Genomic DNA, 18,723 nt, shown 5'->3' with positions numbered 1-18,723 from the left:
CGTCGTACGCCTCGTATGTCGCGCGGGACCATCGTGCTGCACAAATGATCGTGATGCCGGGGGTTTTCGCGGGTCCGGCACACAACGTCCAAAAGCGTGCGCCGGACCCGCTCCACTGTCCTGGGGCCCGTCTTGTGGATCAGGCCCTAGGGACGTGGGAGGAAACCGCAAGGCCTCACACGAGGTTGATCCGCTTCTGCACCACGGGGTACCCCACCTTGGCGAAATGAGCTGCCATCGGGAAGTTGCCTTCGTCGGTGGCCCCCACGACGACCGTCGCGCCCTTGTCGACCATGAAGTGGGTGCACTCGGCGAGCAGATCGAAGGCGTACCCGTGCCCGCGCTGCTCGGGCAGGACGCCGATGAACCCGGCCGCGAAACCGGACGGGATACGGACCGGCAGATGCATTCCGACCAGCTCGCCCTCGGCGTCGTACGCGAGCTGCGGCCAGGCCTCGGGGCACCAGTGGATGTAGTCCAGCTCCTCCTGCGCCGCCTTGTCGAGATCGTGCTCGGCGGCCGAGCGCAGCGCATGGGCGTCAAGGGTCGCCGAGTGGATACGGCGCAGGATGCCGAAGAGCACGGCGTCGTCGCGCTCCTCGCGGAACGTCAGACGGTCCGGACGCGGCGGCAGACCGCACTCCGGGGTCCACCGGTAGTGATAGCGCTCCACGAGCATCTTCATGCCGGCGGCCTCGGCCGCCGCGATCCGCGCCTGCCCGGCGGCAAGAGTCTCGGGGCGCTCGCGCCAGTCGGGCGGGAGCATCAGCTCGTACTCGACGTCGAAGGGCGCACGGCGCAGCAGTTCGGTGCCCGCGTCCTGCTCGCCTTCGGCGAAGTCGAACCAGTTGAGCAGGACCGGCTTCTCGTTGCCCTCGGCGCCCCACCAGGCCGCGCGGGCCACGACGCGGTCGTCGCGCAGGGCCACGTAAGTCCAGTCGGGGCGGTAGTCGCCGCCTTCGGCGAACGTGGCGTACTCGATGCCCGCGATGGCGCGGCCCACCAGGCCGGGATCGTCAAGGGAGTCGAACAGAGCGGCGTCGCTCTCGTTGAGCGCGCGGATGACCAGCTCGGTCATGGATTTCCTTCCGGAGGTGATGGATCTGATCGCTCACCCTCCCGGCCGGACGCGGTCCTTCAGGACCGGGACGCTGTGCGGTCGCGGCGGGAGCGGCGGGCGGTGTTCGCATGGGTCGTGTACGTCATCGCACTCGCCTCCCTTCCGTGATCCAAGGCGTCGGTACGAGACTAAGTTCGCAGTACGTGGTCTGTCCACGGGTTTGGGCAGGGAGCATGGCGGGCCTGCTGAACCGGCCCTTGGATCAGCGGTTTTCTGGACACCCACGGCCCGCTGGCCGACAATCACGTACGTGACGTCCTCCTTCGAGTTCCCGACCTATCCCGCACGGGTGTCGGACGCCGAGCGTGACGAGGTGCTGGCCGCACTGCGCGACGGCGTGGCCCAGGGGAGGCTTTCGCACGACACCTTCGTGCGCCGGATGGAGCTCGCGCTGGTGGCGCGCCGCCCCCATGAACTGGCCCGGCTCACCGCCGATCTGCCCACCGCCGAGGGCGGCCGGATGGTCAACGCCCTGACGGGCGCGATCGGTGCCGTCTCCGCGTTCACCGTGCGGGTGCGCCGCGCGTGGGAGGCCGAACGGCTGCCGAAGCTGCTGCTTCCGCTGCCCGGACCGTTCCCGCTGCGGATCGGCCGCGATCCCGCCAACGGGCTGCGGCTCAGCCACGAGACGGTCTCGCGCAGCCACGCCGAACTGGTCCTCCAGGGCGGTATCTGGGTCCTGCGCGACCTCGGCTCGACCAACGGGACCTCCGTCAACGGGCGTCGGGTCGTCGGCGCGACGGTGGTGCGCGAGGGCGATCACATCGCGTTCGGGTCGATGCGGTTCCGGCTGGCCGCGCAGTAGGGCGCATGCCCGGCCGGCACGCGGTAGAGCGCATGCCCGGCCGGCACGCGGCAGGGCGCGAGTTCCGGTCGGCACGCAGGAGGGTGCAAGAGGGCCAACCGGCGGACACCAAACCCTTTCTGCAGCTCCCGTTCGAGTGAGTGGGGGTGATCGCGAGGTCCTGTGTGCCGATGCATGCCCCATGACGATCATGACGACCGCAAGCAAGGGCCTGTTCGCGGCGGTGGCCGCGGGCGCGCTCCTCGTCGGCGGCGCGGGCGGCGCCTCGGCGTCCTCCGGTGCCGACCACGACACCGAGCGCCGGGCCACGGGCCGTGCGCTGCCGGGCAACTGGATGTACCTCGGCGTGATGGAGGGCGACGGCGCCTTCGGCGATCTGCAGGCCCGCCTGCTCCGCTGCCCGCCCGGCAAGGGCAACGGCCACCCGAACGCGGGCGCCGCCTGCCGCGCGCTGACCAGGGCCAAGGGCGAGATCGGCAACATCAAGCCGCAGGACGTCGGCTGCCCGATGATCTACAAGCCGGTCACAGCGGTCGCGTACGGCATGTGGGACGGCACCCGCCGCATCTACGCCAAGAGCTTCTCCAACGACTGTGTGATGGGCGCGGCGACCGGCAAGGTCTTCGAGCTCGCCGAGTAACTCCCGGGCATCACCGAGCGGGCTGCACGCGATGCGTGCAGCCCGCTTTCGTATGCCTCGGCGCAGGTGTTAAGCGGCATCCGCGGCCACGCGCGCATACTGCGCCGCCGTGAGCACGGTGCGCGCCTGGTGCTCGACCTGGTGCTCGAGCGGCACCCACCGCGCGCGGAACGCCGTCGCGAACTCCTCGCACCAGCGCGTCACCAGGTGGTCGAGCTCCGGCGCCGTGGGGTCGCCTGCCGCCTTCAGGACCCTCAGGAGCATCGCCGCGGCCCGTAGCGGAAGGCGCCGGCCGAACGCGTCGATGCTGGAGACATACGTCATGGTCGCGTCGGCGGGCGGCGGAAGGAGCCAGTCGTCGGCAAGGCCCGGCACGAGGTCGAGCGCCCAGCGCGTGGCGCGCAGCAGCGGTGCCAGCGGGTGCGGCGGCTCCAACGGGCCGCCGGTATCCGTGTGGGCGGCCGCGTACCGCTCGGCCGTCCTGGCGCGGGACAGCACCTGCTCCACCTGCGCGGCCTGGGCCCGCAGCCGCCGCGACACATGCTGCAGGGCCGCCCCCGGATCGGGGTGGGCATGCGTGTCGTCGACGAGATCGCTGGCCCACATGGGCACTTCGACGATCGCGGTGAGCCCCCCGTAGCGGTGGGCGTGGTACCACGTGGAGCGGGTCACGTCCTCGGGCAGGCTGGGGAAGGGCACTTCGGACCCGGGCTGCGGCATCACATGCACCCCGGGACCGGTGACCGGCCAGCCTGCCGCGTCCGAGGTCCCGGTCTCGATGGGGATGTGCAGCTGCGCGGCGGACTTCGCGAACGGCTCGGCGAGACCCGGTATCTCCCGGGTCAACTGCACCCAGGTGCCGCCCAGATCGGTGCCGTGCAGCGACACCTGCAGATACGGCTGCAGCTCGTCGATCAGCCGCAGCAGGGTGCGCGCCTCGGGCGGCAGCCGGTCCGGCGGGAGCACCGACGGCGCCCACTCCGGCTGCTCGGGCCCGGCCGGCCGGAAGAAGTGCCGGTGGTAGTCGAGCAGCGAGGCCGGTGTGAGGGAACGGTGCAGACTCGCCCCGTCGGGGTCGGCGCAGAGCAGGAAGTGCCAGGAGGTGTGGGTGCGAAGGCGGGGGTCGGCGGCGACCTGACGGGCCAGGTGCAGCGCCGTGGGGCCGCCGACCGGTTCGTTGGAGTGCGCCCCCGCCACCACGAGGACGGTACGGGTCGCGTGGCCCACCGAGAGCAGGTGCAACGGGCGTCCGGCCCGCGAGGTGCCGACGCGGCGCAGTCGGCACAGCCAGGGCTGCTCGGCCACCAACACCCGGGCGGACAGGACGAGTTCATTGACGCTGGGGTAGTGCTGTTCCGTCAGGTGACTCACCCCCGTTGTGGGCCTGTCCGGCGGAGCAGGCCTGCTGTCGGGCCACCGTGCACCAGGCCCGATCCGCCGGACGGGCCCTGGTCCGTCCGGCGTGCGCACCCGCAGTACCCCATGTGCCGACCCTGCTGTCAAGGTGGCCGAGAACCGTCCGGGGCACCGAGTGCCTACTGCTGATGCAGACCGCGTCCGGCGAGGGTGAGGAAGGCTTCGCCGACCGCTTCGGAGAGGGTCGGATGGGCGTGGATGTGCCGGGCCACATCGGCGGGTTCGGCCTCCCAGCCGACGATCAGCTGGCTCTCCGCGATCATCTCCGAGACATGCGGTCCGACCAGGTGGACTCCGAGCACCTGCCCGCCGCCCTGGACGGCCACGACCTTCACCATGCCGCCCTGCCCGTGCACCATGCCCTTGGCCACGGCCGTCAACGGCAGGGTGTTCACCTCGACTTCGTGCCCGCGCGCCCGCGCCTCGGCCTCGCCGAGCCCGACGGAGGCCGTCTGCGGTGCGGAGTACGTGACTCGGGGGACGGCGGCGTAGTCGACGGGCCCCGAGGGCAGACCGGCCAGTGTCTCGGCGACCAGGAGCCCCTCGGCGAACGAGGCGTGGGCGAGGCCGAGCGAGGGCGGCGGCAGCAGATCACCGACGACATGGATACCGGGAACGGACGTCTCGAGCCTGTCCCAGTCGGCGGGCGCCACGAAGCCGCGCTCGTCGGTGACCAGGCCGGCGGCCGCCAGGTTCAGGCCGTCGGTGACCGGCACCCGGCCCACGGCGACCAGGAGCCGCTCGGCCTCCAGGGTGCGCAGCTCACCTCGGGCGGTGCGGACGGTGGCGCGTACCCCGTCGTCGAGGACCGCGGCGCCTTCGAGGCGCGCGCCGGTCTGCACATCGATGCCGCGCTTCTTCAGACCGCGCGTCAAGTGCCGGCTGACATCGGCGTCTTCCAGCGGTACGAGCCGTTCCGCGGCCTCGATCAGAGTGACCTCGGCGCCCATGGAGCGGTGGAACGAGGCGTACTCGACGCCGATCGCACCCCCGCCGAGAATCAGCACCGACTGCGGAAGTCCGGGCGCGAACAGGGCGTCGTCACTGGTCACCACGCGCCGCCCGTCCGGCTCGAGACCCGGCAGCGTACGCGGCCGCGAGCCGGTCGCCAGGACGATGCCCCGGCGCGCGGTGTACGTCCGGCCGCCGGCGCGCACGGTGCGCGGCCCTGCCAACTCGGCGCTCTGACGGACCACATAGACGCCTCCGTGCCCGAGATGGGCCTCGACGCCTTTGTGGTTGCGGGACACGATGTCGTCCCTGGTCGCCACGAGCGCCGCCCAGTCCACCGACTCGAGGCTCGCCTTGACGCCCCACCGCTCCCGCGCCTCCGCGATCGAGTCGACGAGCTCGGCGGCGTGCAGCATCGCCTTGCTGGGGATGCAGCCGCGGTGCAGACAGGTGCCGCCGACCTTGTCGCGTTCGGCGAGGATCACGCTGAGGCCGAGGTGCGCGGCGCGCAGTGCGGTGGAGTAGCCACCGGTGCCGCCGCCGATGACGATGACGTCCGCTTCCTGGGGTGCTGCCGTCGTGCCCTGGGGTGTTGCCGTCGCGGTGTTCATGATCCGTAGCCTGCGGCCGGGGCTTGATCCGCGTCCAAGGCAATGTTCTTGTGGGATCCATGCACGGTGCTTATGGGGAGGGCCGGCGGTGCCTTCGCGGGGGTGGTCGGCGATGAGTCTTCGGCAGATGGAGTACTTCCTGACGGTGGTGGAGGAGTCGTCCTTCACGCGCGCCGCCGAGCTTCTGCACGTCACCCAGCCCGCGCTCTCGCACCAGATCAAGGCCCTGGAGAAGTCGGTGGGCGGTGCGCTCCTGGAGCGGATGACCCGGGGCGTGGGCCTGACCCCGATGGGCCGGGCGTTCCTGCCGCACGCCGAACTCGCCGTCCGCAGCGCCGCCCGGGCCCAGCGCGCCGCCCGGGCGGCGGCCGGCGCGGAGGGCGGTGAGCTGCATATCGCCGCGATGCACGCCGTCGCCGTCGGCCTGCTGCCCGAGGTCTTCGCCCGCTGGCGCCGCGCGCACCCGGGCGTACGGCTGCTCCTGCACGAGTACGGCACGACGGAGCAGCTGGAGGAGCAGGTCGAACGGGGCGTCGCCGACCTCGCGATCGGCCCGCGGCCCTTGCACTGGACCGGTGCCGTCACCGGCGTCGGCGAGGAGGAGATCGTTCTCGCCGTGCCCTTCGACGACGGGCTCGCGGGCCGCACGCGGGTCGAGCTGGGCGAACTGGCCGAACTCGCCTGGGTGCGGTGCGCGATGGAACCGGTCGTCCACGGCCGGCGCTTCCTCGACTGGGCCTGCGCACAGGCCGGCTTCTCGCCTCGTACCGCCGTATGGACCGAGCACACCTCGACGGCCGTGCGGATGGCCGCGGCCGGCGTCGGGATCGCGGCGGCGCCCGCCCATGTCGTACGGGGAGCGGTGGGCGAGGACTGTGCGGTGCTGTCCGTGGAGCCGGCGTGGCGGCGTGAACTGACTGTGTTCACACGGTCGGAGCCGGCCGGGGTGCTCGGTGCGTTCGTCCGGACGGTGACCGAGGTGCTCGCCGTGCACACCCGATGAGCACGGAGATGCTCGCCGTGCACACCCGATGAGAGGTGACCCCCGGCGCACCTGTCACGGGTGGGGTACGAGAAGCGCCACCCCCCACGGCCCGGTCACGTCCGCAAGCCGCACCCGCCCTTCGTGCACCCGCTCGTCGGACGCGAGCGCGTCCACGTACCGCCCGGGCGGCAGCGCCAGTGTGGTGTCGCGCCAGCCGCCCGCCTCCAGGAGCCGCAGGGAGAGCCGGGTCGTGACCGTGATGGCCATCGAGGCGATCCCGGTGCGCGCGAAGGCCACGCAGTGCTCGGCCGCCGGGCCTTCGGCGGTGAGCGGCACATAGCCGCCGAACTCGCCGTAGCAGTCCACGAGTTCCCGCCGAAGGCGCAGGGCCGTCATGGTGAGGAAGAGCTTCCTGCGGTCGAGATCCCAGCGCTCCCGCTCCTCGTCGAGCCCCTTGAAGCGGGCTTCCTGGAACGTCACCGGCCGCCGGTTGTCCGGGTCGACCAGCGCCAGATACCGGAGCTCCGTGCCCTGATACAGATCCGGCACCCCGGGCATCGTCAGATGGATCAGGGCCGCGGCGAGCACGTTCGTGCAGCCGTGGTCCGACAGGGGGCGCGCGAACTCCGAGACCCTGTACGCCGCGGGCCCGCCCGGCCCGGCGTCCATGAACTCCTCGACGGCCGCTTCGTACACCGGATCGGGTTCCGTCCAGGACGTGAAGAGGCTCGCCTCCCGCGCGTGCTTGAGCAGGGTGGCCCGCATCCGCTCCTGGTGCGGGAACTCGATCCCCAGGAGTGTCTGCCAGGCGGCCCAGGCCAGTTGTGCGTCGGGCGCGGGCGCCGCGTCGGCCATGGCGGTGACAGTGGCCAGCAAGTCGGCCCAGCGGTCCGGGCATTCGGACAGCAAAGCGATGAAAAGGCGTACATCGGCGCTGCGTTTCGTGTCGTGCGTGGAGAGCGCGGTGCCGCCCGTCGGCCAGTCGCGCTGCATCCGCGTGCAGAAGGCATGGAACTCGGCCGGGCCGATCGCCGGACGCCCCGGATCGCCCCCGACCTCCGCCGCGGAGAGCAACGGGGTGTGGCGGTAGCAGGCCGTGTCCTCGACGGCCTTCGCGCGCAGCGCCGAAGCGGTCTGCGCGAACCGTGTGCGCAGCTCGGTGTGCGCGGCGTCGCCGGCCGGATCGAGCAGCAACTCCCGCACGCAGTCGACCGCGTCGGCCTCCTCGGGCACGGTGAACGCGGTGCGCGCCCCGGCCGCCGCCTCGTCGGTGAGCACCCGCCGTACCGACTCACCGGTGCCGTACGGACGGTAGACCGGCATCCGCACCAGGAGCTCGCGCAGCGCGGTGCGCAGCGCCCACGGCGCGTGGTCGCGCTGCCCGGGCAAGGTCGCGCAGCGCTGCACCGCGCGCACCAGACGGTCGACCTCGGCGGCCAGTTCATGCGTGACCACCTTGTACGCGGCCCGGCGCACCGTCGCCTCCCAGTGCCCGCCGCGGTCGGCCGGCGCGTCGGTGAACCGCCGGTACTGGCCCAGGAGTTCACCGGCACCTGCGGGGTCCACGAACAGCCCGTCCACATGCCGCAGCGCGTCATAGCCGGTCGTGCCCGCGACCGGCCAGCCCGCCTCCAGATGCTCACCGTCCGCGAGGATCTTCTCCACGACCGTCCAGCGCCCGCCCGTCGCCTCGTGCAGCCGCCGCAGATACGCCCCGGGGTCCGCAAGGCCGTCGGGATGGTCCACGCGCAGCCCCTCCGCGACGCCCTCGGCGAGCAGCTGGAGCAGTTTGCCGTGGGTGGCGTCGAAGACCTCCGGGTCCTCGACCCGCACCCCGATGAGATCGGAGATCGTGAAGAACCGGCGGTAGTTGAGCTCCGTGCGGGCGAGCCGCCACCACGCGAGCCGGTACCACTGCGCATCGAGCAGCTCGGGCAGCGGCCGGTCCTCGGTGCCTTCCCTGAGCGGGAACTCCAGGTCGTGGTAGCGCAGGACGCCACCGTCCACCCGTAAGTCCGCGAGCTCCTGCCCGACCCGGCCGCCGAGCACCGGCAGCAGCACCTGGCCGCCGCCCGCCTGCCAGTCGATGTCGAACCAGCGGGCGTACGGCGACTGCGGACCGTCCTTGAGAACCTCCCACAGCGCGCGATTGTGGCGCGCGGAGGCGGCCATGTGATTGGGCACGATGTCCAGGACCAGACCGAGGCCCTGCGCCCGCGCGGTCGCCGACAGGGCCCGCAGCCCGTCCTCGCCGCCCAGTTCCTCCCGTACCCGGGAATGGTCCGTCACGTCATAGCCGTGCAGCGAGCCGGGCACGGCCTCGAGCACCGGCGACAGATGCAGATGCGAGACGCCGAGCCGCGCCAGATACGGCACTGCGGCCTCGGCGGCGGCGAACGGGAAGTCGGGGGTCAGCTGCAGCCGGTACGTGGCGGAGGGGGCGGCGAACGAGGTTCCGGAGGAAGCGGCGAACGGCACGGTCGTCATGCGAACGTACGTACCCTGCTGCGCGGCTTTTGTGTCATCGGCTCATGCACCCGCTTCGGCGGGCGTGGCTAGCGTCGGATGATGACCAAGGGGAGTTGGGGTTCAGAAGGGACATTCGGTGCTTATCGCCAGGTGATCGGGCTGACCGGGGCGTTGCTCCCGGCCGTCTCGTTCCTCGGGCGACTCCCCACCGCGACCATCCAAATGGGCAGCGTGCTGCTCGTCGCCGAGACCAGCGGTTCGCTCGGCACGGGAGGCGCCGTCGGCTGCGCCCTCGCGCTCGGCCAGGTGGCCATGGGCCCCTGCCTCGGGCGGCTCGCCGACCGGCGCGGACAGCGGCCCGTGGTGCTGCTCTTCGCGCTGGTCAACGCGCTCGCGATCACCGTGTTCACGCTGGCCGCGCTGTCCGGCCTGCCGACCGGTGCGCTGATCGCGCTCGGTGTGCTCGCGGGCGCCACCCAGCCCGGGATCGGACCGCTGGCCCGCTCCCGCATCGTGGCGCTCGCGCGCGGCCGGGGCGCGGACGACCGGCTGGTCGACACGGCGCTCTCGCTGGAGGGCACGATGGACGAACTGTCCTTCGTGCTCGGACCCGCACTCGTCGGCATCGCGGCCGTGGCCGGCCATCCCGCGTACGCCTTCGCCCTCGCGGCGCTTCTGGTGGCCGGGTGCGGGACGGCCTTCGCGCTGCACCCCTCGGCTCGTGCGGTGCCTTTGGCCCTACGGGGCACGGGCGCCCGGCCGCGACGCCGGATGCCTCCCTCGGTCCACGTGGTCCGCGCCGGCCTCGTCTTCCTCGGCGTCCTGCTGGGCGCGTGCGGAGCCGGAATCACCGCGCTCACCCAGGAGTTGGGACACGCGGGCCAAGCGGGTCTGGTCTACGCGGCGATGGGCGTGATGAGCGCCGTGGTCGGCCTGTCCATGGCGGCGCTGCCCGCCCGCTTCGGGCTGCGGCTGCGCTGGCGCATCGCCACGGCCGCCGCGGCCGTACTCTCGCTGCCGCTGATCTGGACCGGGTCCATGACAGCGCTGTACCTCGTGGTCACGGTCTTCGGCGCGATCTACGCACCGAACCTGATCACCGGGTTCGGCCTGACCGAGCGGGCCGTGCCCAAGGACCGGCTCTCCGAAGGCATGACCTTCGCGGTCAGCGCCTTCGTCGGCGGGCAGGCGGTCACGCTCGCCGTCGCGGGACGGCTCGCCGAGGCGTACGGGGCACACGTGGCGTTCGCCCTCGGCAGCGCGGCCGCCGTCTGCGCGTTCCTCGTCTCCCTCGCCGTACGGGAGCCTTCCGGTGCGGACGTACCGGAGAAGGACCTCAAGCCGGCCGCTGCAGCACCGTGAGACTGCGGTCGGCGAGCCGGAGCCGGTCGCCGGCCCGCACCTTCGGGCCGTCCTCGCCGGGCACCCCGTCCTCGGCGGACGTGTCGAGCACGACCTGCCACTGCCGTCCGTGGTTCAGCGGCACCACGAACTCGACCGGCTCCGGCGCGGCGTTGAACATCAGCAGGAACGAGTCGTCCTGGATGCGCTCGCCGCGCGCGCCCGGCTCGGAGATCGCGTTGCCGTTGAGGAAGACCGACAGGGCGCGGGCGTGCGAGCGGTCCCAGTCGCGCTGACGCATCACCTCGCCCGCCGGGGTGAACCAGGCGATATCGGTCAACTCGCCCTGTGAGCCGGTCGGTTCCTCCACGGGACGGCCATGGAAGAAGCGCCGCCTGCGGAACACCGGATGCTCCCGCCTGAGCCGGGCGGCCGCCCGGGTGAACGCCAGCAGACCATCGTCGTCGTCCTGCGGCCAGTGCACCCAGGCCAGCTCGCTGTCCTGGCAGTACGCGTTGTTGTTGCCGTGCTGGGTGCGGGCGAACTCGTCGCCGTGACTGAGCATCGGCACACCCTGCGACAGCAGCAGCGTGGCGATGAAGTTCCGCAGCTGCCGGCCGCGCAGCGCGAGCACCTCGGGGTCGTCGGTCTCGCCCTCCACCCCGCAGTTCCACGAGCGGTTGTGGCTCTCGCCGTCGTTGTTGTCCTCGCCGTTGGCCTCGTTGCGCTTCTCGTTGTACGCGACCAGATCATGCAGTGTGAAACCGTCATGGCAGGTCACGAAGTTGATCGAGGCGAGCGGCCGGCGCCCGTCGTCCTGGTAGAGGTCCGAGGACCCCGTCAGGCGCGAGGCGAACTCGGCCAGCGTCTGCGGCTCGCCGCGCCACAAGTCCCGTACGGTGTCGCGGTACTTGCCGTTCCACTCGGTCCACAGCGGCGGGAAGTTCCCCACCTGGTAGCCGCCCTCACCCACGTCCCACGGCTCGGCGATCAGCTTCACCTGACTGACCACGGGGTCCTGCTGCACCAGGTCGAAGAACGACGAGAGCCGGTCCACCTCGTGGAACTGCCGCGCGAGCGTCGCCGCGAGATCGAAGCGGAAACCGTCCACATGCATCTCGGTGACCCAGTACCGCAGCGAGTCCATGATCAGCTGCAGCACGTGCGGCGAGCGCATGAGCAGCGAGTTCCCGGTGCCGGTCGTGTCCATGTAGTACTGCGGATCATCCGTGAGCCGGTAGTACGAGGTGTTGTCCAGGCCGCGGAACGAGAGTGTCGGACCCAGATGGTTGCCCTCGGCCGTGTGGTTGTAGACCACGTCGAGGATCACCTCGATCCCCGCCTCGTGCAGCGCCCGCACCGCGGACTTGAACTCCAGGACCTGCTGCCCTCGATCGCCCCAGGACGCGTACGCGTTGTGCGGGGCGAAGAAGCCGATCGTGTTGTAGCCCCAGTAGTTGCTCAGCCCCATGTCGACCAGACGGTGGTCGTTGACGAACTGATGCACCGGCATCAACTCGAGCGCGGTGACGCCCAGTTCGGTGAGATGGTCGATGACCGCCGGATGCGCGAGCGCCGCATACGTACCGCGGTCCTCCTCGGGAACCGCCGGATGCAGCATCGTCAGACCCTTCACATGGGCCTCGTAGATCACCGTCTGGTGGTACTCGGTACGCGGCGGCCGGTCGTCGCCCCAGTCGAAGTACGGGTTCACCACCACCGAGCTCATCATGTGCGGCGCCGAGTCCAGATCATTGCGCCGCTCCGGGGCGTCGAAGTGGTAGCCGTACACCTCCTCGCCCCACTCGATATGCCCGCTGATCGCCCGCGCGTACGGATCGAGCAGCAGCTTCGCCGAGTTGCAGCGCTGACCGTGCTCGGGCGCGTACGTGCCGTGCGCGCGGAAGCCGTAGCGCTGACCGGGCATGATGCCGGGCAGATACGCATGCCGCACAAAGGCATCGGTCTCCCGCAGCTCCACCGCGGTCTCCGAGCCGTCGTCGTGCAGCAGACAGAGCTCGATGCGGTCGGCGGCCTCCGAGAAGACCGCGAAATTGGTCCCGGCACCGTCGTACGTGGCGCCGAGCGGATACGCCTGTCCAGGCCAGACCTGCATGGGTCGAATCTTCCACTTCCGGCCGTGAGGCCTGAGGCGACTTCGGGAAGAGTTCCCCCATAGTGAGGCAACCACCCCTCGATCCGCCCCGTCCTACAGGCCGACCACACATACTCGGAATGTCTGCACCCGCAAAGGGGACAGGGGCAGGCAGGTGAGGACATAGGGGGAACAGTGCGCACACTCATGCACCGCCACCTGGGCAAGGTGGTGGCCGGTGCGGCCGTCGCGGTCACGGGGACCGCGGTGATGGTCGGCATCACGCTGCCGGGGACGGCGGAGGCGGGGGCGGGCAGAGCCGCAACGGCCGGACAGCAGAAGGAAGTTCCGGCGCTGCCGCCCGCGCAGGTCGAGGCAGCTCCCGAGGAGGGGGACAAGGGGGTCGGGCGCGACCCGCTCACCGACGGCGAACTGCGGCGGGCCCAGGAGATCGCCTCGGGGGCGGCCCAGCTGACCGGGGGCCGCGATGTCGAGGGGGGCCGCGGGGTCCAGCATCTCGCCACCAACCTCGGCGAGTTGAGCCCCGACGAGGCGGCCGGGGCGTCGGTGCCGCGCCGCGCCGAGCTCACGTATTACGACTACAAGACCGACGCGCTCATCACCAAGACCGTCGATCTGGCGGCCGGTGAGGTCGTGGCCACGGATACGCAGAAGGGCGTCCAGGCGCCCGCGAGCCGCGAGGAGAACCGCGAAGCCGTCGAGCTGCTTCTGAAGAGCCCGCTCTCCGCGGACCTCAAGAAGGACTACAAGGACGCGACCGGGAAGGCCCTGACCGAGGCCGGCCAACTGCAGGTGCACAGCATGATCTTCCGCTCCGCCGCCGAGGCTCCCGCGCCGGGTGCGCTGGCGGAGTGCGGCAAGCACCGCTGCGTACGCCTCTTCCCGAAGGTGGTCAACGGGCCCTGGATCGACGCCCGTGACCTGATCGTCGACCTGAGCTCACGCTCGGTGGGCCGCCTTTCCTGACGCCGTGGCAGCAACTCCGGCTCCCTGGGCGCCTGTTGCGCCGGAGCCGTGGAGCCACCCCCCACTTCTGTACGAGGGAGCACTTCACCATGCACGTGAACAGAGCACGCCGCGCGCGTAGCCGGTTCGCCGCCCTGAGCGCCGCCGCCGTCCTCGCCGGCACGGCCCTGGCAGCGGGGCCCGCCAACGCCGCGGCACCCGCGAACCCTGCGGCCGGCACCGCCGCCGGCACCCCGGCGGCCCCCGCACCGGCCGCCGACTGCAGCGCCGCGTACCGCATCGAGCAGACGCTGTCCGGTGGGACCACCTGGCGGATGTGCTGGCACTACGAGACCGCCGCAGGCCTTGTCCTCGACAAGATCTCGTACCAGCCGAAGGGCGAGGCGGCCCCGATCCCGGTCCTCACCACGGCCAAGCTCGCACAGATCCATGTCCCCTACGACGACGGCTCGGTGGAGTACGACGACCTCACGGGCGCCGGCTTCGGGCAGGGCCTGATGCCGATGAATCCGGGGGAGTGCCCGGGCGGCACCATCAAGAAGGTGAAGGTCCCCGAGGCCTGGAACCCCGAGCAGGCCAATGTGAACGGCCTCTGCGTCACCACGCGCGCCCGTGGCCACGCGTACCGCATGAGCGAGGTCCAGGAGAACGGCTCGGTCAAGATCCGCCAGACACAGGGCAAGGACCTGCTCGTGTACGCGGTGAACCAGGTCGGCTGGTACGAGTACATCACCGAGTGGCGCTTCCAGGACGACGGCACCATCCAGGCCAACGTGGGCGCGACCGGCTCGCTCTCCTCCGGTGACTACGACGCGGGCGACGGCCGGGGCTGGCCGATCGGCAAGGGCGCCAAGGACTATGCGACGAGCCACAGCCACAACGTGTTCTGGCGGCTCAACTTCGGCCTGGACGGCTCACCGAAGGCGAAGGTCGAGCAGTACGACTCGAAGATCAGCCCGCCCGCGCGCGGCAGCTCCGCCCCGAGCAACAAGACCACGCGTACCAAGGTGACCAAGGAACTGGCCGCGGACGCCAGGACGATGCGCTGGTGGCGGGTGGTGAGCACGGCCGGCAAGAACAAGGACGGCCATGCCCGTTCGTACGAGATCGTCCCGGGCGCGCAGGCCAAGTACTCGGGGCGTCCGTTCACCAAGCACGACGTGTTCTTCACCAACTACAAGAAGTGCGAGCAGTTCGCGAGCAACAACATCCCGAACTGCGGTGCGGGCGGCGGCAAGAGCGTCGACAAGTGGGTCAACGGACAGACCCTCACCCACCCGATCGTATGGGTCAACATGGGCTTCCATCACGTGGCGCGGGACGAGGACCAGCAGCCGATGCCGGTGCACTGGCAGGGCTTCTCGCTGGCCCCGCGTGATGTGACCGCTATGAATCCGCTCACTCCCGCGGACCTCGCGGACCAGAACGGCCAGCCGGATCAAGGGAGTTGAGAAAGCAGCCTGTCCATCCTGCTGCACCGCCCGCCGCTCCCGGAGTACCCTTCCTTGATCGTTGAACGGGGTCCGGGCGCTGCTCGGCCCGGAGGCCCGTTTCGTCAACGCGACAGGGTCCCAGGGGGAGCGGAAGGCGGTGCACGGGTGAGCTCGGGAGGTCTTGAGCTGCCCCCAGGCGACTCGGGTCGCGATGAGGGAGGCTCCACGGACACCCCGCCCTCAGCGGTGTCCCTGGCACGACCTGTGGACACGGGCTCCCAGATCGGACCGGAACTGAACTGGGGCGCCGACGCCTGGCGCGAGGTGCGCACCCGCGCACAGCGCGCCGGGCGGGCCTATATCTGGCTGAATCTGGTCGAGCAGCGGCTGCGCGCCGTGGTCGCCGCCGTCCTGCGCCCCATCTACGAACCCGTCCACGGCGACGACTGGGTCGTGGCCGCCGCAGGTCCCGCCGGACAGGAGTGGGTGCAGCGGGCGGTCGCCGTACGGGAAGTGAGCCGCCGCAAGGGGTACTTGCTGGACCCGGCCGACGACAATGTGCTGAGTTTCCTCACGCTGCCGCAGCTGCGCGAACTGATGGTCCAGCACTGGCCCTGCTTCGAGCCGTACTTCGACGACCGGCGCGATGTGGAGCTCGCCCTGGACGAGCTGGAGGTCACGCGCAATGTGGTCTCCCGCAACCGCGCCCTGTCCGAGACGGTGCTCGCGCAGGCCGAGCGGGCATCCTCCCGTCTCCTTGAGATATTGGGCGGTGACGCGGAGGTGCCGTCCGCGCGCCGACTGCCGGTGGACGCGGTGGAGGACATCGTCGGGGACCGGTACGCGGACGTGGTCGGGGTGCATCCGGACCGGGTCCGTCTCCTGCGTCAGTTTCCGGCGGAGGATCTGTTCGGCGGCGCCCGCCGCCTCGACGCGATCGGCATAGGGCTCAATCTCCTGGTGCAGAACTTCTCGGGCCGCCGGCTGATGCGCCTCGCGGAGGCGGGCGGGCGCGTGCGGCTGCTCTTCCTGAACCCGGCGAGCAGCGCGGTGAAACGGCGCGAGCGGGAACTGGGGCTGAAGCGGGGCGAGTTGAGCCGCTCCGTCGAGATGAACATTTTGCATATGCGACGGGTGCGCTCGCGCCTGCGCGACCCCGGCGCCTTCCAGATCCATGTCTTCGACGAGACCCCTCGCTTCACCGCGTACCTGGTCGACGGGGACGGGGCGGACGGGGTCGCGGTGATCCAGTCCTATCTGCGCCGCGCGCGCGGCATGGAGGCGCCCGTCCTGGTGCTGCGCAGCGGCTCCCGGGTGGTCAAGGCGGACGAGGCGCGGGGCGGGGAGCACGGCCTCTTCGAGACGTACCGGGAAGAGTTCGAGTCGGTGTGGGCGGATTCCCGGCCGGTGTCGTGAGCTCCGGGTGCCGTGATCTCCGGGGGCGTGTCGGCGGGCGCCTTGATCCTCGGGGGTCGTGTTGTCGGGTGCCGTGATCCCCGGGGCCTCGCGGGCCCGTACCCCGGAGCGGACCCCGGGCGGACCTCGTTGTCAGTGCCGCATGCGATCGTGTGACCACACGGGGGAACCGCAACGAAGGAGGCGCCACGCATGGGCTGGCACCAGGAGCTGCTGATCGGCTTCGACCTCGAGACCACGGGCACGGACCCGCGCGAGGCGCGCATCGTGACCGGCGCGCTGATCGAGGTCAGGGGTGGGAAGCCGATAGGGCGCAGGGAGTGGCTCGCCGATCCGGGCGTGCCGATCCCCGCCGAGGCGGTCGCGGTGCACGGCATCAGCAGTGAGCGCGCGGCGTCCGAAGGCCGTCCGGCCGGGGAGGTCGCGGATCAGCTGGCCCGGGCCCTGGTGGGGTACTGGGACACGGGCGTCCCGGTCGTGGCGTACAACGCGACCTTCGATCTGACCCTGCTCTCCGCCGAGTTGCGGCGCCATGGCCTGCCTTCGCTGCGGGAGCGACTGGGCGGACGCGAGCCGGCGCCCGTCATCGACCCGTACATCATCGACCGCACCGCAGATCGCTACCGCAAAGGCAAGCGCAATCTCGAGGCGGTCTGCACCGAGTACGGGATCGTGCTCGACGACGCGCACAATGCGACGGCCGACGCACTCGCCGCGGCCCGGCTCGCGGGCGCGATAGCCGACCGCTACCCGAAGATCGCCACCCTTGGCCCGGCCGCGCTGCACCGTCAGCAGATCGCCTGGTACGCGGAGTGGGCGGCGGACTTCCAGGAGTTCCTGAGGGCGAAGGGGGATGCGTCGGCGGTGGTCGAGGCGAGCTGGCCGTTGAGGGAGCTCGATATCAACTCCGGGGTGTGAAGGGTCCGGCGGAAGCCCTGGATTGCGGGGGCGGGTGAAGCCCTCGGTTCGGGAGGCGGAGGGGAGCGGCGGGCGCGGGGTCGCGGGATCGTCGGTGGTATAGACCTTGCTCCCGGGGCGGGGTCATGGTCAACATGAGCGGTGCCGAGGCTCGGCAAGAGCCGTGTCGATCGCTTGTGTTGGGGTGGGGCGTGGGACCCGTGGGTCGTGCTGGGGCGGAGAGCGTGCCGAGCGGTGCCGTACGGCGGGCGGGTGGCGGTCCGCGATGACGGACACGACCCGGGCGGCGCCCGCGACGGGCGAACCACCGCTTCCCGCACCGCCGTTGTGGACCCGCAACTTCACCCTCTACTTCACCGCCCGTATCGCCTCGCTGCTCGGTGACGCGATGCTGCCCGTCGCGCTGTCGGTGGCGATGCTGGCCCTCGGGTACGGAGTGAGCGCGGTCGGGTATGCGCTGGGCGCCTGGATGGGGGCGTTCGCGCTCTTCGTGGTCTTCGGCGGGGTGCTCGCGGACCGGATCCACCCGCGGCCGCTGATGATCGGGGCGGACGCGGTGCGCTGCGCCCTGATCGGGGTGACGGCCCTGGCCTTCGCCTCGGGGCGGCCCGGACTGTGGTTCCTGATCGGTGTGACGGCGCTCGGCGGTCTGGCCACCGCGATGTTCCAGCCGGGTGTGAACGGCCTCGTCCCACAAGTCGCCGTCGATGCGCAGAAGGCCAACGGGGTGCTGCGCGTGGCGCAAGGCATCTCGACCATGGCCGGACCCGCGCTCGCGGGACTCCTCGCGGCCTTCTCCCCGGTGTGGGCCTTCGCGGTGACCGCGGGCACGTTCGGGGCGAGCGGTCTGTGCCTGCTCGCGCTGCGGCTCGGGGCGTACACGGTCGACGGTTCCGCCTCGACCCTGGAGAACCTGCGCGAGGGCTGGCAGGAGTTCCGCTCCAGATCCTGGCTGTGGGCGGTGATCCTCATCTGGTGGGTGCTCGGCGTGTTCGTCTGGGGTCCGGTCACTCCGCTCGGCGCGGCCTCGATCACCGGGGAGCACGGGAGCGCCGCCTTCGGCTACGCAGAAGGCGCGTTCGGCGCCGGCTGCGTGCTCGGTGGCCTGCTCGCGATCCGGATGCGCCCCGCGCGGCCGCTGCTCGGCGGGGCGGTGGCGATGTTCCTGTTCCCGCTGATGCCGCTCGCCGCGGGGCTCGCCCCGGACATCTCGCTGCCCATGGTGTTCCTCGGCTACGCGCTGAGCGGCGTCGGCTGGGCGTTCTGGGGCGTGCAGTGGGCGACGACCGTGCAGACCCGGATCCCGGCGGACAAGCTCAACCGGATCTCCGCGTACGAGATCGCGGGGTCGATCCTGGCGGTCCCGCTCGGCCAGGTGGTCTCCGGACCGGCAAGCTCGGTCCTGGGCGTACACGAACTGCTGTTGCTCGCCGCCCTGATGAGCACCGGGTGCGCGGTGGCACTCGTCGCCACCCGTCCGATCCGGGGGCTGCGACGTTCGGAGCCTGTCCTCGAAACCGTGTAGCCCGCCCGGTA

14 protein-coding genes are annotated in these 18,723 nt (G+C 71.2%); 9 read left to right on the top strand and 5 right to left on the bottom strand.

The window, feature by feature from the left end:
• Window positions 1-175: 175 nt before the first annotated feature.
• Window positions 176-1,078 (bottom strand): GNAT family N-acetyltransferase, encoded by a 903-nt coding sequence (locus ABT367_RS02755; RefSeq protein ID WP_352248842.1) that lies wholly within the window; start codon window positions 1,076-1,078, stop codon window positions 176-178.
• 292 nt (window positions 1,079-1,370) lie between these two features.
• Between ABT367_RS02755 and ABT367_RS02750 the strand changes: the two genes are divergently transcribed.
• Entirely contained in the window at window positions 1,371-1,925 is a 555-nt protein-coding gene (locus tag ABT367_RS02750) for a DUF1707 and FHA domain-containing protein (RefSeq protein WP_352248840.1), read from the top strand.
• Window positions 1,926-2,115: 190 nt separating this feature from the next.
• Window positions 2,116-2,565 carry an SSI family serine proteinase inhibitor gene (locus tag ABT367_RS02745; protein ID WP_352248838.1) on the top strand — a complete coding sequence of 150 codons (450 nt, stop codon included), beginning with the start codon at window positions 2,116-2,118 and terminating at the stop codon, window positions 2,563-2,565.
• Between the two features lie 69 nt (window positions 2,566-2,634).
• Here the strand turns inward: ABT367_RS02745 and ABT367_RS02740 are convergent, their stop codons facing one another.
• On the bottom strand, window positions 2,635-3,936 hold the full coding sequence (locus ABT367_RS02740; RefSeq protein ID WP_352248836.1) for a M14 family zinc carboxypeptidase: 1,302 nt from the start codon (window positions 3,934-3,936) through the stop codon (window positions 2,635-2,637).
• A gap of 164 nt (window positions 3,937-4,100) precedes the next feature.
• Window positions 4,101-5,543 (bottom strand): dihydrolipoyl dehydrogenase, encoded by a 1,443-nt coding sequence (gene lpdA / locus ABT367_RS02735; protein WP_352248834.1) that lies wholly within the window; start codon window positions 5,541-5,543, stop codon window positions 4,101-4,103.
• A 112-nt stretch (window positions 5,544-5,655) separates the two neighbouring features.
• Between lpdA and ABT367_RS02730 the strand changes: the two genes are divergently transcribed.
• Window positions 5,656-6,546 (top strand): LysR family transcriptional regulator, encoded by an 891-nt coding sequence (locus ABT367_RS02730; RefSeq protein WP_352248832.1) that lies wholly within the window; start codon window positions 5,656-5,658, stop codon window positions 6,544-6,546.
• Between the two features lie 54 nt (window positions 6,547-6,600).
• Here the strand turns inward: ABT367_RS02730 and treY are convergent, their stop codons facing one another.
• A complete protein-coding gene (gene treY, locus ABT367_RS02725; RefSeq protein ID WP_352248830.1) occupies window positions 6,601-9,015 on the bottom strand; it encodes a malto-oligosyltrehalose synthase in 2,415 nt (804 codons plus the stop codon).
• A 132-nt stretch (window positions 9,016-9,147) separates the two neighbouring features.
• On the opposite strand from treY, the gene ABT367_RS02720 reads away from it, so the two are divergent.
• Window positions 9,148-10,359, top strand: a complete 1,212-nt coding sequence (locus tag ABT367_RS02720; protein ID WP_434975383.1) for an MFS transporter — start codon at window positions 9,148-9,150, stop codon at window positions 10,357-10,359.
• Here ABT367_RS02720 and glgX read toward each other — a convergent pair.
• Window positions 10,334-12,454, bottom strand: coding sequence for a glycogen debranching protein GlgX (gene glgX / locus ABT367_RS02715; RefSeq protein ID WP_352248826.1), 2,121 nt, complete (start codon window positions 12,452-12,454; stop codon window positions 10,334-10,336). The two genes, ABT367_RS02720 and glgX, sit on opposite strands and share 26 nt — an antisense overlap.
• 186 nt (window positions 12,455-12,640) lie before the next feature.
• Here glgX and ABT367_RS02710 point away from each other — a divergent pair, with 186 nt between their 5' ends.
• The 5 genes from ABT367_RS02710 (at window position 12,641) to ABT367_RS02690 (ending at window position 18,712) form a co-directional block, all read left to right on the top strand.
• Window positions 12,641-13,420 carry a Tat pathway signal sequence domain protein gene (locus ABT367_RS02710; protein ID WP_352248825.1) on the top strand — a complete coding sequence of 260 codons (780 nt, stop codon included), beginning with the start codon at window positions 12,641-12,643 and terminating at the stop codon, window positions 13,418-13,420.
• An 89-nt stretch (window positions 13,421-13,509) separates the two neighbouring features.
• Window positions 13,510-14,871, top strand: a complete 1,362-nt coding sequence (locus tag ABT367_RS02705) for a copper amine oxidase (protein WP_352248823.1) — start codon at window positions 13,510-13,512, stop codon at window positions 14,869-14,871.
• A gap of 147 nt (window positions 14,872-15,018) precedes the next feature.
• Window positions 15,019-16,269, top strand: a complete 1,251-nt coding sequence (locus tag ABT367_RS02700; RefSeq protein WP_352248821.1) for an SAV2148 family HEPN domain-containing protein — start codon at window positions 15,019-15,021, stop codon at window positions 16,267-16,269.
• A 192-nt stretch (window positions 16,270-16,461) separates the two neighbouring features.
• On the top strand, window positions 16,462-17,187 hold the full coding sequence (locus tag ABT367_RS02695; protein ID WP_352248819.1) for a 3'-5' exonuclease: 726 nt from the start codon (window positions 16,462-16,464) through the stop codon (window positions 17,185-17,187).
• 265 nt (window positions 17,188-17,452) lie between these two features.
• Entirely contained in the window at window positions 17,453-18,712 is a 1,260-nt protein-coding gene (locus ABT367_RS02690) for an MFS transporter (RefSeq protein ID WP_352248817.1), read from the top strand.
• The last annotated feature ends 11 nt before the right edge of the window (window positions 18,713-18,723 follow it).

Origin of the sequence: Streptomyces mesophilus, from assembly GCF_040300965.1 — a bacterium.
Lineage (GTDB): Bacteria > Actinomycetota > Actinomycetes > Streptomycetales > Streptomycetaceae > Streptomyces > Streptomyces mesophilus_A.
The sequence above is the reverse complement of the archived record's forward strand: the minus strand, read 5'-3'. Positions and strand labels throughout refer to the sequence as shown.